This window comes from Bradyrhizobium sp. AZCC 1588 (genome assembly GCF_036924735.1).
Lineage (GTDB): Bacteria > Pseudomonadota > Alphaproteobacteria > Rhizobiales > Xanthobacteraceae > Bradyrhizobium.
The window spans coordinates 1627514-1642629 of sequence record NZ_JAZHSC010000001.1 but is presented as its reverse complement, the minus strand read 5'-3'; the positions used below and the strand labels follow the sequence as shown (position 1 = coordinate 1642629).

Here is a 15116-nt window from a genome sequence, read left to right as displayed (position 1 = left end):
TACGTGCCGAATGGATCTTTTCGCTCAAGCTAAAGCACTGGGAATTCAAACCGAATTCCTGGATGGCCAGGGTAATCGCCGTGTGACAGACGCGGCCGCCCTCAAAATAATCCTGGATGCCCTGCCGCCGCAGGCGCCCGGGCCGCTGGTAGGCCACCCGGTCGTGGTCCGGTCGGGACGGCCGTCGCGAACCGAACTCCCCACAGCCACGCTTCCGGCGGAGTGGAAAATCGTTGCGGATTCAGGAGTTATCGCCAAGGGCGAGAGCTCGGATCATGCCATCGACTGGCCCAGGGACCTGCCGCTCGGCATCTACCGGCTGCAGTTGAGCGATGCCGCGAGAGTCGAGGATGTGCCGCTGATTTCGGCGCCGGAACGGGCGTTTGGCGGCGAGTTCGACCGCTGCTGGCTGCTCGCCGTCCAGCTTTACGGGGTCCGTTCCGCGCGCAACTGGGGCATGGGCGACTTTACCGACCTCGCAAGCCTGATCGAACTCGCCGATCATCTCGGCGCCGACGGCGTCGGCCTCAATCCGCTACACGTCCTGTTCGACGATCGCCCGGGCGATTGCAGCCCGTATTCGCCGAACAGCCGGTTGTTTCTCAACGCGCTTTACATCGACGTCGAAAAGCTTCCCGAATATCAGCTCGATTCCGAAACCCGCGAGGCGCTGGCGCCGTTGCGGGTACGCGCCGTCGTCGATTATGTCGGTGTCGCCGGTTTGAAGTGGCGCGCGCTTCGCTCCGCCTTTGCTGCCTTCAAGGCCAATGCCAACCCGACCCGCCGACAGGATTTCGACAAATTCCGTACCGAGTGCGGTACCTTGCTGTCGCATTTTGCCTGCTTCGAGGTACTCCGGCACAAATTCGGCAAGCCGTGGTGGGAATGGCCAGAAGAGTGGCGGCAGCCGGACGACGCCAGATGCGCCGCCTTGCGCCAAGGCCCGGACGCCAACGAAATCGAATTTGTCGAATTTGTACAATGGACCGCAGACCGGCAGCTCGGCGCGGCCAGCGATCTGGCGAAGAAGCTTGGCATGAAGGTCGGGCTCTATCTCGACGTCGCGGTTGGCGTGCAGGCCGACGGGTTCGATGCCTGGAACGAACAGGTCGCGATCTCCCGCCATCTCGGCGTCGGCGCGCCACCCGATCCGCTCAACACCGCCGGCCAGACCTGGGGCCTTGCCGGCTTCAATGCGGCAGGGCTCGAGCGGCAGTCCTTTGCGCCGTATCGCGACATGCTGCGCGCCTCGATGCGGCACGCCGGTGCGATCCGGCTCGACCATGTGCTCGGGCTGAAGCGGCTCTATCTGGTGCCGCAAGGCTTCACCGCACGCGACGGCGTCTATGTGCAGATGCCGTTCGAGGCGCTGCTCGCGGTGACCGCGCTGGAAAGCCTCACGCAGCGCTGCGTCGTGATCGGCGAAGATCTCGGCACTGTGCCGGAAGGCTTTCGCGACCAGATCGCCGATTGGGGCATCTGGTCGTATCTCGTGATGATGTTCGAGCGCGACGACCACGGATCGTTCCGCAGCATCGATCATTACCTGACCAACGCGCTCGTCACTTTCAACACCCATGATCTCTCGACCTATGCCGGCTGGCGCTCGTTCGGCGATCTCAAGCTGAAGCGCTCGCTCGGGATCGATCCGGGCGAGAGCGACGAGGCGCGCTGGCACGCGCTTGCAATGCTGGACGACGTGCTGCGGCATCACGCCATCTACCGCAACGATCTCTATTCGGTCGCGAATTTCCTGGCGCGGACCAAGTCGCGGCTGCTCGCGGTCTCGCTGGAGGACCTGCTCGGGGTGGTCGACCAGCCCAATATCCCCGGCACCGTCAACGAGCATCCGAACTGGCGGCGGCGGCTTCCGGTGTCGATCGAGGAGATGACGTCCACGGTCGACGTCGCCGCACTCAAGGCGGCAACCCATGAGCGGTCGCGCGCCGCGATCTGACGAGTTCGAGGAGGAAGGCAGAGCGGGATGACAGTTGGAAGAAATGCCATTCCGTTCTGGCGGTGAATCACCTTGTCGTGTCGGATCGAAGACTATGGTTTGATCGGCGATTGCGAGACCGCGGCACTGGTCGGCCGTGACGGATCGATCGATTGGCTGTGCTGGCCGGCCTTCGATTCCGACGCCTGCTTTGCAGCCCTTCTCGGCACCCACAAGCATGGCCGCTGGCTGATCGCACCGGTGGAGGAAGTCACCGGCACCTCACGCAACTATTGGGGCGACACCCTGATCCTGCAGACGCGGTTCGAGACCGCTGACGGCGCGGTCGAGCTGATCGACTTCATGCCGCCGCGCGGCAACGCCTCCGATGTGGTGCGGTTGGTGCGCGGCCTTCGCGGCCGGGTCAGGATGCACATGCAGCTTGTCATCCGCTTCGGCTTCGGCACCGATATTCCCTGGGTCAAGAAGACCGAGGACGGCTCCGCCCTGCTCGCTATTTGCGGGCAGGACATGACGGTGTTGCGCACCCCGGTGGAAACGCGCGGGGAGGACCTGACGACGGTCGCCGATTTCGAGGTCGGCGAGGGCGATACCGTCCCCTTCGTGCTCACCTACGGCCCTTCGCATCTGCCGGTGCCCAAGCCGATCGATCCTGCCTATGCCTTGCAGGATACCGAAGCGTTCTGGACCGAGTGGAGCAACCGTTGCACCTATGAGGGCGAATACCGCGCTCTCGTGATGCGCTCGCTGATCACGCTGAAGGCGCAGACCTATGCACCGACCGGCGGCATCGTCGCTGCGCCGACGACCTCGCTGCCGGAAAAGCTCGGCGGCGCCAGGAATTGGGATTATCGCTTCTGCTGGCTGCGCGACGCCACCTTCACGCTGCTGGCGCTGATGAACTCGGGCTATACCGAGGAAGCTTCCGCCTGGCACCATTGGCTGTTGCGGGCGGCGGCGGGTTCTCCCGCCAACATGCAGATCATGTACGGCATCATGGGCAACCGCCGTCTCCTGGAATGGGAGGCCACGTGGTTGCCCGGCTATGAAGGCGCACGTCCCGTGCGGGTCGGCAACGCCGCGCATGCGCAACTGCAGCTCGACGTTTACGGTGAATTGATCGACGCCTTTCACCAGTGGCGCGTGGCCAAGCTCGAAATGGATGAAACCAGCTGGGCGCTGGAATGCGCGGTGCTGCAGCACCTCGCCGGACGGTGGGACCATCCGGACCACGGCATCTGGGAGCGCCGCGGCGCGGGCAGGCATTATGTCTCGTCGAAGGTGATGACCTGGGTCGCGTTCGACCGCGGTATCAAGAGCGCCGAGATGTTCGGCTTCAAGGCGCCGCTTGTGAAGTGGCGGGTGCTGCGCGACGCCATTCACGCCGACGTCTGCGCGAAGGGCTTTGACGCCGAGCTGAACGCGTTCGTCGAGTCATACGGCTCAAAAATGCTCGACGCGAGCATCCTGTTGCTGCCGTCAGTGGGATTTCTGCCGCCGGAGGACCCCCGCGTGCGCGGTACGCTTGTCGCGGTCGAACAGCATCTGATGCAGGACGGTTTTGTGCTGCGGCACGACCCGCGGGAAGTCCCGACGGAGAAACAGCCGGCCGAAGGCGCGTTCCTCGCTTGCACGCTTTGGCTTGCGGACGCGTATGTGCTGGCGGGCGAATTCGGCAAGGCGCAGGAGTTGTTCGCCCGCGTCGTCGCAGTCGCCAACGATCTCGGCCTCTTGGCCGAGGAGTACGATACGGTGGCCGGCCGCCAGACCGGAAATTTCCCGCAGGCGCTGACGCATATCGCGCTGATCAACACCGCGCAGAACCTCAGCGTGGCGAAGAAGGCGACCGAGAAGCCCGCGATGCAGCGCTCGAAATAGCGGGCGAGGTCGGTAGGGTGGGCAAAAGGCGCGCAGCGTCTTGCCCGCGTAGGATGGGTGGAGCGAAGCGATACCCATCACGTTTCCGCATCGGATTGATGGGTATCGCTTCGCTCCACCCATCCTACGAAGACAGGTCCCAGCCGGTCGCGCGAGCCGGTACCCATCTTCGCCGCGGCAGGCTCGGGCTGGAGAGCCTGCCTTCATGGGAGGAGACGGCGGTCAGGCACCGGCTCGCCCTTGCCGATCGTGCCGGCCGACAGAAACGGATTCGCCGCGCGAAGACTTTGAGAGTTCCTCGATTTATCCTTCAGGCGGGCTTGATACGCCGGCTCTTGCCTATCCGAGCCGCAGCACCGTCTCGATCGCCGCCGCAAATCCGTCGCGCTCGTTGCTGTCGGTGACGTGCGTCGCTTGCTTTTTGATGCCTTCGGCCGCATTGCCCATCGCAAAAGAAACGCCGCTTCGGGCAAACATCGGAAGATCGTTCTCCATGTCGCCGATGGTCGCGACCGCTGCCGCCGAAATGCCCAGCCGCCTGATCATGGCGTCCACGAAGGTGCCCTTGTTGTGACCGGGCGGTGTGACGTCGAGATAATAGGTCTGCGAGCGAACCGCGACGACCTCCCGGCCGAGCGCCTGCTGCATTGCCACCTCGCAGCGCTGCAACAGCTCAGCATCCGAACTGGCGCCGACGATCTTGCAAGTCTCCGCGAGATGCGGCGTGAAGTCGGTGACGATGGTCGGATTAGCCTTGATGGCCAGCTTCTCGTGCGGGACGTACTCGCCGTCGGGATTGCGCGTGTACCAGCGCTGATTGGTGAACAGCCAGATATCCACGCCGAAGGCATTGAGCACGTCGAGGCTGCGCTGCGCCACGGTTGCTCCGATCAGATGCTGTTCGATCGGTTTGAGCCCGGCATCGACGATCGAGCTGCCGTTGAAGGAGCCGACCGGAAGCGTGATCGAAAGCGGCTCGATCAGAAAACCCATGCCGATGGTCGGCCGGCTGGAGACGATGGTGAAACCGATGCCGGCCGCGTGCAGCTTGCGAACGGCTGCCTTGGCGCCATCGGTCAGGATCTTGTCGTGCGTCAACAGGGTGCCGTCGACGTCGGAAACAACGAGCGCGATACGTGTCATTGGGGGACCAGGTTCAATTGACCGACGATGTCATCCACGATGTTCTCGACCGGGGCATCGATCGATACAATGATCGGCCGCTCGCCCGCGCCCGGCGGCTCCAGCGTCCTGAATTGGCTGGCGAGCAGGCCCGGCGGCATGAAATGTCCCTTGCGGGCGGCCAGCCGGGCCGCGATCAGATCCTGCGTTCCATCGAGAAAAACGATGCGGACATCGTCGCGGCCGTGCACGAGAATGTCGCGATAGGCGCGCTTCAATGCCGAGCAGGCGATCACGGCGTGCTCGCCGAACGCTGCGAGGCGGTCGATCTCGTCGGCGATTGCCTGCAGCCACGGCCAGCGGTCCTCGTCGGTCAGCGGGTGGCCGGCGCTCATCTTCGCAACGTTTCCCGGCGGGTGAAACCGGTCGCCGTCCTCGTAGCGCCAGCCGAGGCGTCTTGCGAGATGATCGGCGATGGTGCTCTTGCCCGAACCGGAAACGCCCATCACCACCAGCGCGCTAGGAGTCCTATCGCCCACCAAAATCCTCCGGAAGCGCATCCCGGTCCACCAGCCAGACCGTCTCGCCGGTGGATCGCGCACGGTTGGCAGGCAGGTTCTCGCGTGCAAAGAGGCGCGTCAAGATCGCATGCTTCTCGGCGCCCGCAATCTCGAACAGCATTTCGCGGCAGGAGGCAAGGGTGGGGAGCGTGAGAGTGACCCGCGGGACGAATGGCTCGACATTTGCGCGTGGCACGCCGACCACCCAGCGCGCGGCCTCATCGAGCGCGGGATCGCCGGGAAACAGCGATGCGGTGTGGCCATCGGGACCTACACCCATCAACACGAGATCGAACAAGGGGCGGGCTTGATCGAGCGAGCCTGCCCCATAGAACGATTGCAGCTCCCGTTCGTAAAGCGCGGCGCAGCGGTCCGGATCGGTCGGGTCGGCGGTCGCGGTCGGAATCGGATGGATGTTTGCCGCCGGCGCGCAACTATCCAGAAAAAGCTCTCGCGCCATGCCCATGTTGTTGAGCGGATCGTCCGCCGGCACGAAGCGCTCGTCGCCAATGAACCAGTGCACGCGCTGCCAGGGGATCCGGCTGCGATAGGCATCGGCTGCGAGCAATTGATAGAGCTGTCTGGGGCTCGATCCGCCGGTCAGGCAAATCGCCACGCGGCCAATATTGGCCTCGATCCTGGCGAGCACGCGATCGGCCGCGGCCTCGGCCAGTGCGGCCGGATCGGCGACCGCGATCACGCGGCGATTGTCGTTCGCTGTCATCGCTCACCCGAGCTTTCGCCAGCTTCGGCCTTCGCGGATCAACAATTCGTTCGCTTCCTGCGGACCTTCGCTGCCGGCCTTGTAGGTCTGCAAGCCCGCGGCACCCGCCTTCTTCCAGGCGTCGAGGAATGGTTGCACCGCCTTCCAGCCGGCCTCGACGCTGTCGGCGCGCTGGAACAGGATGTTGTCGCCGGTCATGCAGTCATAGATCAGTGTCTCGTAGCCGGTCGAAGGTTCCGCCTTGAAATAGTCCTTGTAGCGAAACTTCATCTCGACGCCGTCGATCAGGATCGAGGGGCCGGGCACCTTGGTGTTGAACTGCAGCGCGATGCCTTCGTTCGGCGCGACCCCGATCACGAGGTAATTCTGCGCCAGTCGTTCCACCGGCGTGCAGTTGAACATCGCGAACGGCGCCTGCTTGAACTTGATCGCGACTTCGGTGCGCTTGACGCCGAGCGCCTTGCCGGTGCGCAGGTAGAAGGGAACGCCGGCCCAGCGCCAATTGTCGATGACCAGTTTCAGCGCCACATAGGTTTCGGTCGTACTGCCGGCCGCGACATCTTCGATTTTGCGATAGTCCGCAATCTCGCTATCTTCGATCCGGCCGGCCAGATATTGGCCGCGCACGGAATTCCGCAGCGCCTCGGCCTCGCTCTGGAGCTGGATCGCGGCCAGCACGTCCGCCTTTTCGGTGCGGACCGAATGCGCGTCAAACCGGATCGGCGGCTCCATTGCGACCAGTGACAAGAGTTGAAACAGATGGTTCGGCACCATGTCGCGCAGCGCGCCGGTCTGGTCGTAAAAACTGCCGCGGTGGCCGACGCCAAGCTGTTCGTTGACCGTGATCTGGACATGGTCGATATGGTTGCGATTCCAGATCGGCTCGAACATGCCGTTGGCGAAGCGCAACACCAAAATGTTCTGCACCGTTTCCTTGCCGAGATAGTGATCGATCCGGTAGATCTCGTGCTCATCGACGAGCTTGAGCAGCTCGCTGTTCAGCGCCTTGGCGGAGGCGAGGTCGGTACCGAACGGCTTTTCCACCACCAGCCGCCGCCACGCGCCGTTTTCGGCCAGCATGCCGGTGCGGCCTAGCTCACGGCTGATCGGCAGGAAGGCGTTGGGCGGGGTCGCCAAGTAGAACAGCCGGTTGCCGCCAGTGTTGCGCGCGGCTTCCAGCTCGCCGAGCTGCTTGCTCATCGCGTCGAATGAAGCCGGATCCTTCGGATCGGCTTCGATGCAGGTCAGGCAGTCCAAAAGACGACGCGAAATCGCATCCTCCACCGGCCGGGTCGCGAACTGGCGCAGGCCCTTCATCAGGCTGTCGCGCAGCCTGTCGTTCGTCATGCCCTTGCGGGCGACGCCGACCAGGCAGAACCTATCCGGCAGGAGATCGCTGGCGGCGAGATTATACAGGGCAGGGACGACCAGCCGGTGCGTGAGGTCGCCGGTGACGCCGAAAATGACGAAGGAGCAGGGATCGGGCTTCTTCTGTGTTGTTTGACCGACCGCCATGACCGCTCACGCCTTCAAAGTGGGCTTCTTCGGCGGCTCCTTGTGGCCGCCGAAACCGGCCCGCATCGCGGAAAGAATCTTTTCCGCAAAGGTGTGGTCCTTGCGCGAACGGAAGCGCGCGTAGAGCGCCGCCGTCAGCACTTCCGCCGGCACGGCTTCGTCGATCGCCGCGTTGACCGTCCAGCGGCCTTCGCCGGAATCTTCGACAAAGCCGGAGTAGGTGTCGAGCGTCTGGTTTTCGGCGAGCGCAGAAGCGGTGAGATCGAGCAGCCAGGAGGGAATCACGCTGCCGCGCCGCCACACTTCAGCGATGTCGGCCATGTCGAACTCGAAACGATGCTCCGGCGGCAGCGCGTCGATGTTGGCGTTCTTCAGGATATCAAACCCCTCGGCATAGGCCTGCATCAGGCCGTATTCGATGCCGTTATGGATCATCTTGACGAAGTGTCCGGCGCCGGACGGCCCGGCATGGATATAGCCCTGCTCGACACGCGGGTCGCGGCCCTCGCGTCCTGGTGTGCGCGGAATGTCGCCCGCGCCCGGCGCCAGCGTCTTGAAGATCGGATCGAGCCGGTCGACCACCGCCTTGTCGCCGCCGATCATCATGCAATAGCCGCGCTCGATGCCCCAGACGCCGCCGCTGGTGCCGACGTCGAGGTAGTGCAGGCCTTTTGCCTTCAGCGCCGCGCCGCGGCGGACATCGTCCTGCCAGAACGTATTCCCGCCATCGATGATGACGTCGCCGGGCTGCATCAGCTTTACCAATGCCTCGATGGTCGTCTCGGTGATCTTGCCTGCCGGAAGCATTACCCAGGCGGTGCGCGGCTTCTCCAGCTTCGCCACGAAATCTTCCAGCGTGTCAGCGCCGGTTGCGCCTTCCGCCGCGAGTGCAGCGACCGCCTTGGCGTCCTTGTCGTAGACCACGGCGGTGTGGCTATTCTTCATCAGCCGGCGGACGATGTTGCCGCCCATCCGGCCGAGGCCGATCATGCCGAGTTGCATATCCTGACTTCCCTAACTGAGCGCCTCTGCGATCGCGGCATCGAGCGCAGACAGCCCCGATCCGAGATCGCCCTTGAGATGGACGCGCAGCGCACGCCTGCCGCGTTCGGTGAGCACGTCGAAATCGCCGCGCGCCTGCGCCGCCTTGATGATGCCGAAACTCGCCTTCTGTCCGGGCACCGGCAAATCCTCGGCATCGTCGGCCGTGATCTGCAGGAACACGCCGCTGTCGGGGCCGCCCTTGTAGGCCTGGCCGGTCGAGTGCAGAAAGCGCGGGCCGAATTCGGCGCAGGTCGCCAGATGATGCTTGTCGCGCACCGCAAGCCGCATCTTTTGCAGCGAGCCGATCGTGCCGGGATTGCGCGCGATATAGGCGAGCAGGGCGACATAGTCGCCGCTGTCGGAGCGCGAAAGATGCGCTTTGACCCAGGAGCCGAGCGTGCCGTCGGCGCCGGCCTTGCGCAGCTCGGCCGCATTGTGCTCGTCGGTGTAAAGATCAGCCTCGTCGGTCGAAATCACCGGCTCCTCCGCCGGCAGCGATCCGGTCTTCTCGAACGCACTCGTCAACTCGCGCGTCTTGATCTTGGCCGCTTCTACATCGGGCTGGTTGAACGGATTGATGCCGAGGATCGCGCCCGCGACAGCGGTCGCCATCTCAAACCGGAAAAACTCCTGACCGATATGGTCGATCGACTTCATGACGATGCGAACCACGGGATGCCCGGCCGCCTCGAGCGCCTTGAGCCGATCATCATGCGAGGCGTCGTCCTCGCCCTCGGTCCGGATATCGATGAAGAAGCGGTCGTCGCCGTAAAGCGAGGGGTCGCCGAGCGGCTCTCCGTCGATCGGGATCAGGCCCTTGCCTTCCTTGCCGGTGGATTCGGCGATCAGTTGCTCGGCCCAGGCGCCGAAATCCGCGACCTTCTCCGACGAGGTGATCGTCACCTTGTCGCGGCCTTCGAGGCCGGCAAGGCCCATCGCCAGTCCGAGCTGCACGCCCGGATTTTCGTGCGGCGGCACGTCGGCGCCGCAGGAACGCACCATCGCGAGCGCGTGCGTGATCAGGCTGCGAACGTCAATGCCGGCGGCAGCGGCCGGCACCAGTCCGAACGGCGACAGCACGGAATAGCGTCCGCCGATTGTGGGATCGCCATGGAAGATGCGGGCAAAGCCTTGGCTGATCGCGACCTTCTCCAGAGACGAGCCGGGATCGGTGACCGCGATGAAGCGATGGCCGGCCTTGTCCTTGCCGATGGTCTTGGCAACGCGATCGAAGAAGTAATCCTTCATCACGTTCGGCTCGGTGGTGCCGCCGGACTTGCTGGAGACGATGAACAGCGTGTGGGCGAGGTCGACGGTCTCCTCCATCGCCTGCACCTGCGCGGGATCGGTGGAATCGAGCACATGCAGCTTCGGGAATCCTGATTCCTTGGCAAACGTCTCCGCCAGCACCTCCGGTCCGAGGCTCGATCCGCCCATGCCGAGCACGACCGCGTCGCTGAAATTCTGCCCCTTCACGCGGCGGGCAAAATCTTCGTAGTCGGCAATGTTGGCGGCCACAGGGCTGTTCAGCCAGCCCAGCCATTTGTTCTCGTCGTCGCCGGTCCAGACCGACTTGTCCTTTTGCCACAGCCTTCGGATTTTGGCCGATGCGCGCCACTCCTCGGTGCTCTTCTCGACGGCCTTGCCGATGCCATCGCCGAATGCGAATTGCTGCCGGTCGATGCCGCCGCCGAGCGAGGTCGCGCGCTTGTATGCGACCGCGCCATAGAGCTTGTCGGCAGAGTCCGCGAACAGCTTGACGCCGTCCTTGACCAGCTCGGCCGTGATGGCGTCGAGCGAGATGCCGGATTTTTCGAGCTCTTCCAGCACGCGGCGCGCGTCCTCGACATTCTCCTCGAGGCTGTCTCTCAGCTTGCCATGGTCGCGGAATGCATCGAGCGTTGCCGGCGGCACGGTGTTGACCGTGTTGGGACCGATCAGCTCCTCGACATACAGCACGTCGCTATAGTCCTTGTTCTTGGTGCCGGTGGAGGCCCACAACAGCCGCTGCGGCTTGGCGCCCTCGGCGGCAAGCTTCTCCCACCGCGGCCCGGCAAACAGCCGCTTGTAGTCCTGATAGGCGAGCTTGGCGTTGGCGATGGCGACCTTGCCCTTCAGCGCGCTCAGCCGCTCCTTCTCGCTCGGGTCATTGGCCTTCGCGATCTTCTCGTCGAGCTGCTTGTCGACTGCGGTATCGATGCGACTGACGAAGAAAGACGCGACGCTGGCGACGTGAGAGGGATCGCCGCCCTTGGCGACGTATTTTTCCAGCCCCGCGATGTACGCCTCCGCCACCTCGCGATAGACGTCTTGCGAGAACAGCAGCGTGATGTTGATGCTGATACCTTCGCCGATCAGGTGTTCGATCGCGGGCAGGCCTTCCGGCGTGGCCGGCACCTTCACCATCAAGTTCTGACGCTTGACGTCCTTCCAGAGCCGTTGGGCTTCCGCAATGGTCCCCTTGGTATCGGTTGCCAGATAGGGCGAGACCTCAAGGCTGACAAAGCCGTCGTTTCCGTTCAAACGGTCGTACACCGGGCGCAGCACGTCGGCGGCGTTCTGGATGTCCTCGACGGCGAGCGCCTCGAACAGGTCGGCGACGGGGCGGTCGCCCGCTTTCAGAGCGCGGCTGATGGCACCGTCATATTCATCCGAGCTGCCGATCGCCTTTTCGAAGATCGAAGGATTCGACGTCACGCCCTTGACACCGTCGGTATCGATCAGCGCCGTGAGGTCACCCTTGGCGACGAAGCCGCGGGCGAGGAAGTCCAGCCAGATTGCCTGGCCGTGGTTTTCGAGTGCTTTGACGGGATTCATGGTGCCTGTTCTGTTCGATCGGTCGATTTTTGGGCTTCCGGCAGCTTTCGGGGGCAGGGCCGGAAAGTCAACATTTGGTTGGGCATGCAGCCGGATGGAATGGGGCTGTCCAGGACGATAACGCCAGCGGCTCCGGTTCGATCCCGGAAAAGTCCGTTCTGGCCCGCCCCGATACCGGCCGGTCGGTCGAACCAGCGTTTGGAATGGCGACGCCGACGGGCACATCGCACGAAGTCGTGAAGGAGCCCGTCATGAGCCGTCGTTTCTCGCCTCCGGGCTGTCTCGCGATTTGTGCGGCCTGGATCAGAACGCAAGAAAGTATTCAGCGCGATGGAGCGGCGAAAGTGCGGCGACCAAATTGTCCAAACGAGCGATCGACGTGAATTGTTCACGTCAATCAGCAATGCTTCACGGCCTCAGGCAAAGATAGCCTGCGATTGCAACACGGCGATCCGCACCACGCCGCGGTCGGTCACGAGCTCGGCGCATTCGCGCAAGTCCGCGCGATCGACGCGGAAAATCCTGTCGTCGGCGCCTGCAACCAGATCGTTACTGGCACCGTCGTCGGCCTTGTTGCGCTCCCAGATCCTGATCTGCCCAGCCGGATCAGCGCGGATCTATCGTCCTTCATCGCCGCTTCAATGCCGCCGCCTTCGCAATCGATGCCGCAGCCGAGACGAATTTCGGCGCCGGTGTTTTCGGCGACAATGTGATTGCAATAGCCACTGGAATCGAAATTGCCCGCGCGGTGGCGATATTTGAAACCGAGACGGAAGGAATAATTGACGGTCTTGTCTTCCGGCGCGTCTTCGGCCGTCACCAAAAGCTTCATCGCGCTGACCTTCTGCTTCGGATGCTGCGCCAGATGGTTGGCGTCATAACGACGCACGAAGCAGGCATACGTCTTTTGGGTGAGCGGGCTGCCGAACATTTGCCCGTCGAAAGCGGCGGCCTTGGCTTTATCGACGCCATCCCGGGCGTGGCAGGCGTTGGCTCCGACGTGGGAGGTAACGGTGGCAACGGTCCATATATTTCATGGCAGACTCGGATTAAACGCGCGGCATATTACTTTAGTTGCAGGCGGTGCCGGGTGCGTTCAAAGGCGCAGCTTCGCGACTGCCCTGACGGATATTTGGCCATTTTGCGTCAGCGCGGCCCGCCCAAAAGGCCTGAATGCGCGATAAATGCGGCGTTTATCCCCGGTTCAGAGCCCGGGGCATACAGCGTTTGCCGCCTTCGCCTTGCCCGGGCCGGCGCAGATTCGAGCGCCGCACCTGCTCACAATCCCCAAAAAACCCCTTACATATTGCTCAGTACTTCCCCGGTGAAAAATGTTGCTGCCCGGCTACAACGCGAGTGAAATGGCACCGTATCTTTACGAGGTAGAGGCCCTTAGCATGAGTATTGCATTGCATTGTGAAGTCGCTCGCGTGTCCAATCGTCATATGTGCTGACGGTGATTCGCGAACGGAAGCTGTGACGCTCCGATACTGGGAACCCTAGTGGTGCGTCCGGCATTTACAGGTGACCATGGAGAGACGGATCATGTACAACGATTCTCTGTTCAATGCTTTCGCCCGGTCCTTCGAAGCTCGAAGTCAGGCCGACATGTCGATGGCGGAATATCTCGAGTCGTGTCGAAACGATCCGATGCGATATGCCAATGCGACCGAACGACTACTAGCTGCGATCGGCGAGCCCCAGATGATCGACACGGCCAAGGACCCTCGCCTTGGCCGTATCTTTTTGAATCGCACGATGCGGCTATATCCGGCGTTCGCGGGCTTCTACGGCATGGAAGATACGATCGAGCGCATCGTCGGGTTCTTCCGCCACGCCGCGCAGGGCCTGGAAGAGCGCAAGCAGATCCTCTATCTGCTGGGTCCCGTCGGCGGCGGAAAGTCGTCGCTCGCCGAGCGCCTCAAATCGTTGATGGAAGTCCACCCGATCTACGTGTTGAAGGCCGGCGACGAAATCAGCCCCGTGTTCGAAAGCCCGCTTAGCCTGTTCGATCCGGATGGGCTCGGGCCGATGCTCGAGGAGAAGTACGGCATTCCGCGCCGTCGCCTCAACGGACTGATGAGCCCGTGGTGCTACAAGCGCCTCGAAGCGTTCGGGGGCGACATCTCGCAATTCCGCGTCGCCAAGATCCAGCCGTCGCGGCTGCGGCAGATCGCGATCGCAAAGACCGAGCCTGGCGACGAAAACAACCAGGATATCTCGTCACTGGTCGGCAAGGTCGACATCCGCAAGCTGGAGACCTTCGCCCAGAACGATCCCGACGCCTACAGCTATTCGGGCGGCCTCAACCGCGCCAACCAGGGTATTCTCGAATTCGTCGAGATGTTCAAGGCGCCGATCAAGATGCTGCATCCGCTGCTGACGGCGACGCAGGAGGGCAACTATATCGGGACCGAGAACATCGGTGCGATCCCCTTCAGCGGCGTCATTCTCGCTCACTCCAACGAGGCCGAATGGACAAGCTTCAAAGCCAACAAGAACAATGAGGCGTTCATCGACCGCATCTGCGTCATCAAGGTGCCGTACGTCCTGCGGGTCACCGAAGAACAGAAGATCTACGAGAAGCTGATCCAGAGCTCCGAACTGGCCACCGCCCCGTGCGCTCCGGCCACAATGGAAACGATGGCACGCTTCTCGGTGATGTCGCGGTTGCGCAAGCACGAGAATTCGACCGTGTTCGCCAAGATGCGGATCTACGATGGTGAAAGCCTGAAGGAGTCCGATCCGAAGGCGCGCAGCGTTCAGGAATACAAGGACGCTGCCGGCGTCGATGAAGGCATGGACGGCGTTTCGACCCGCTTCGCCTTCAAGGTTCTCGCCGCGACCTTCAACCACGATACCAATGAGGTCGGCGCCGACGCGGTCCATCTGATGTACACGCTGGAGCAGGCGATCCGGCGCGAGCAGCTTCCCGACGAAGTCGAGAAGCGTTACCTTGAATTCATCAAGGCGGAACTGGCGCCGCGCTACGCCGAATTCATCGGGAACGAGATCCAGAAGGCCTACCTCGAATCCTATGCGGATTACGGCCAGAACCTGTTCGATCGCTATGTCGATTATGCCGATGCCTGGATCGAGGATCAGGACTTCAAGGATCCCGACACCGGACAACTGCTCGATCGCGACCTGCTCAATCAGGAACTGACCAAGATCGAAAAGCCGGCCGGCATCGCCAACCCGAAGGATTTCCGTAACGAGGTCGTAAAATTCTCGCTGCGATCGCGGGCGCAGAACAGCGGCAAGAATCCGGCGTGGACCAGCTATGAGAAGATCCGGGAAGTGATCGAGAAGCGGATATTCTCCCAGGTCGAGGATCTGCTGCCCGTGATATCCTTCGGCTCGAAGAAGGACGGCGATACCGAAAAGAAGCATGACGACTTTGTCGCGCGCATGGTCGAGCGCGGCTATACCGAGCGGCAAGTCCGCAGGCTGGTCGAGTGGTACATGCGCGTAAAACAGGCTGGCTGAGGCGGATGAA

9 protein-coding genes and 1 pseudogene are annotated in these 15116 nt (G+C 62.8%); 3 read left to right on the top strand and 7 right to left on the bottom strand.

What is annotated here, in order from left to right:
* Positions 1-10: 10 nt before the first annotated feature.
* On the top strand, positions 11-1957 hold the full coding sequence (gene malQ, locus V1277_RS07675; protein ID WP_334415664.1) for a 4-alpha-glucanotransferase: 1947 nt from the start codon (positions 11-13) through the stop codon (positions 1955-1957).
* A 72-nt stretch (positions 1958-2029) separates the two neighbouring features.
* Positions 2030-3835: a glycoside hydrolase family 15 protein gene (locus V1277_RS07670; protein WP_334415663.1), complete on the top strand. Its 1806-nt coding sequence runs from the start codon at positions 2030-2032 to the stop codon at positions 3833-3835.
* Positions 3836-4174: 339 nt separating this feature from the next.
* Here V1277_RS07670 and V1277_RS07665 read toward each other — a convergent pair whose 3' ends face one another.
* The 7 genes and pseudogenes from V1277_RS07665 to V1277_RS07635 form a co-directional block, all read right to left on the bottom strand.
* Positions 4175-4978, bottom strand: a complete 804-nt coding sequence (locus tag V1277_RS07665) for a Cof-type HAD-IIB family hydrolase (RefSeq protein WP_334415662.1) — start codon at positions 4976-4978, stop codon at positions 4175-4177.
* Positions 4975-5517, bottom strand: a complete 543-nt coding sequence (locus V1277_RS07660; protein ID WP_442894456.1) for a gluconokinase — start codon at positions 5515-5517, stop codon at positions 4975-4977. Before V1277_RS07660 ends, V1277_RS07665 begins: the two co-directional genes overlap by 4 nt.
* Positions 5486-6241: a 6-phosphogluconolactonase gene (gene pgl / locus V1277_RS07655; protein WP_334415661.1), complete on the bottom strand. Its 756-nt coding sequence runs from the start codon at positions 6239-6241 to the stop codon at positions 5486-5488. The genes V1277_RS07660 and pgl overlap by 32 nt, the downstream gene beginning before the upstream one ends.
* Before the next feature lie 3 nt (positions 6242-6244).
* The gene (zwf, locus tag V1277_RS07650) at positions 6245-7756 is read right to left on the bottom strand and encodes a glucose-6-phosphate dehydrogenase (protein WP_334415660.1); all 1512 of its coding nucleotides are present in this window, start codon (positions 7754-7756) and stop codon (positions 6245-6247) included.
* A 6-nt stretch (positions 7757-7762) separates the two neighbouring features.
* Positions 7763-8758, bottom strand: a complete 996-nt coding sequence (gene gnd / locus V1277_RS07645) for a phosphogluconate dehydrogenase (NAD(+)-dependent, decarboxylating) (protein ID WP_334415659.1) — start codon at positions 8756-8758, stop codon at positions 7763-7765.
* A gap of 12 nt (positions 8759-8770) precedes the next feature.
* Positions 8771-11617 carry a bifunctional transaldolase/phosoglucose isomerase gene (locus tag V1277_RS07640; RefSeq protein ID WP_334415658.1) on the bottom strand — a complete coding sequence of 949 codons (2847 nt, stop codon included), beginning with the start codon at positions 11615-11617 and terminating at the stop codon, positions 8771-8773.
* Positions 11618-12033: 416 nt separating this feature from the next.
* Positions 12034-12647, bottom strand: a pseudogene (locus tag V1277_RS07635) (hypothetical protein).
* A gap of 515 nt (positions 12648-13162) precedes the next feature.
* Between V1277_RS07635 and V1277_RS07630 the strand changes: the two are divergent.
* Complete coding sequence (locus V1277_RS07630) at positions 13163-15106, top strand: PrkA family serine protein kinase (RefSeq protein ID WP_334415657.1); 1944 nt, start codon at positions 13163-13165, stop codon at positions 15104-15106.
* Positions 15107-15116: the final 10 nt, after the last annotated feature.

Bases quoted from the DNA above. Each gene is read 5' to 3' on its own strand.
- V1277_RS07630 (WP_334415657.1), top strand. From the start codon at position 13,163: ATGTACAACGATTCTCTGTTCAATGCTTTCGCCCGGTCCTTCGAAGCT.
- gnd (WP_334415659.1), bottom strand. From the start codon at position 8,758: ATGCAACTCGGCATGATCGGCCTCGGCCGGATGGGCGGCAACATCGTC.
- zwf (WP_334415660.1), bottom strand. From the start codon at position 7,756: ATGGCGGTCGGTCAAACAACACAGAAGAAGCCCGATCCCTGCTCCTTC.
- malQ (WP_334415664.1), top strand. From the start codon at position 11: ATGGATCTTTTCGCTCAAGCTAAAGCACTGGGAATTCAAACCGAATTC.
- pgl (WP_334415661.1), bottom strand. From the start codon at position 6,241: ATGACAGCGAACGACAATCGCCGCGTGATCGCGGTCGCCGATCCGGCC.
- V1277_RS07660 (WP_442894456.1), bottom strand. From the start codon at position 5,517: ATGCGCTTCCGGAGGATTTTGGTGGGCGATAGGACTCCTAGCGCGCTG.
- V1277_RS07665 (WP_334415662.1), bottom strand. From the start codon at position 4,978: ATGACACGTATCGCGCTCGTTGTTTCCGACGTCGACGGCACCCTGTTG.
- V1277_RS07640 (WP_334415658.1), bottom strand. From the start codon at position 11,617: ATGAATCCCGTCAAAGCACTCGAAAACCACGGCCAGGCAATCTGGCTG.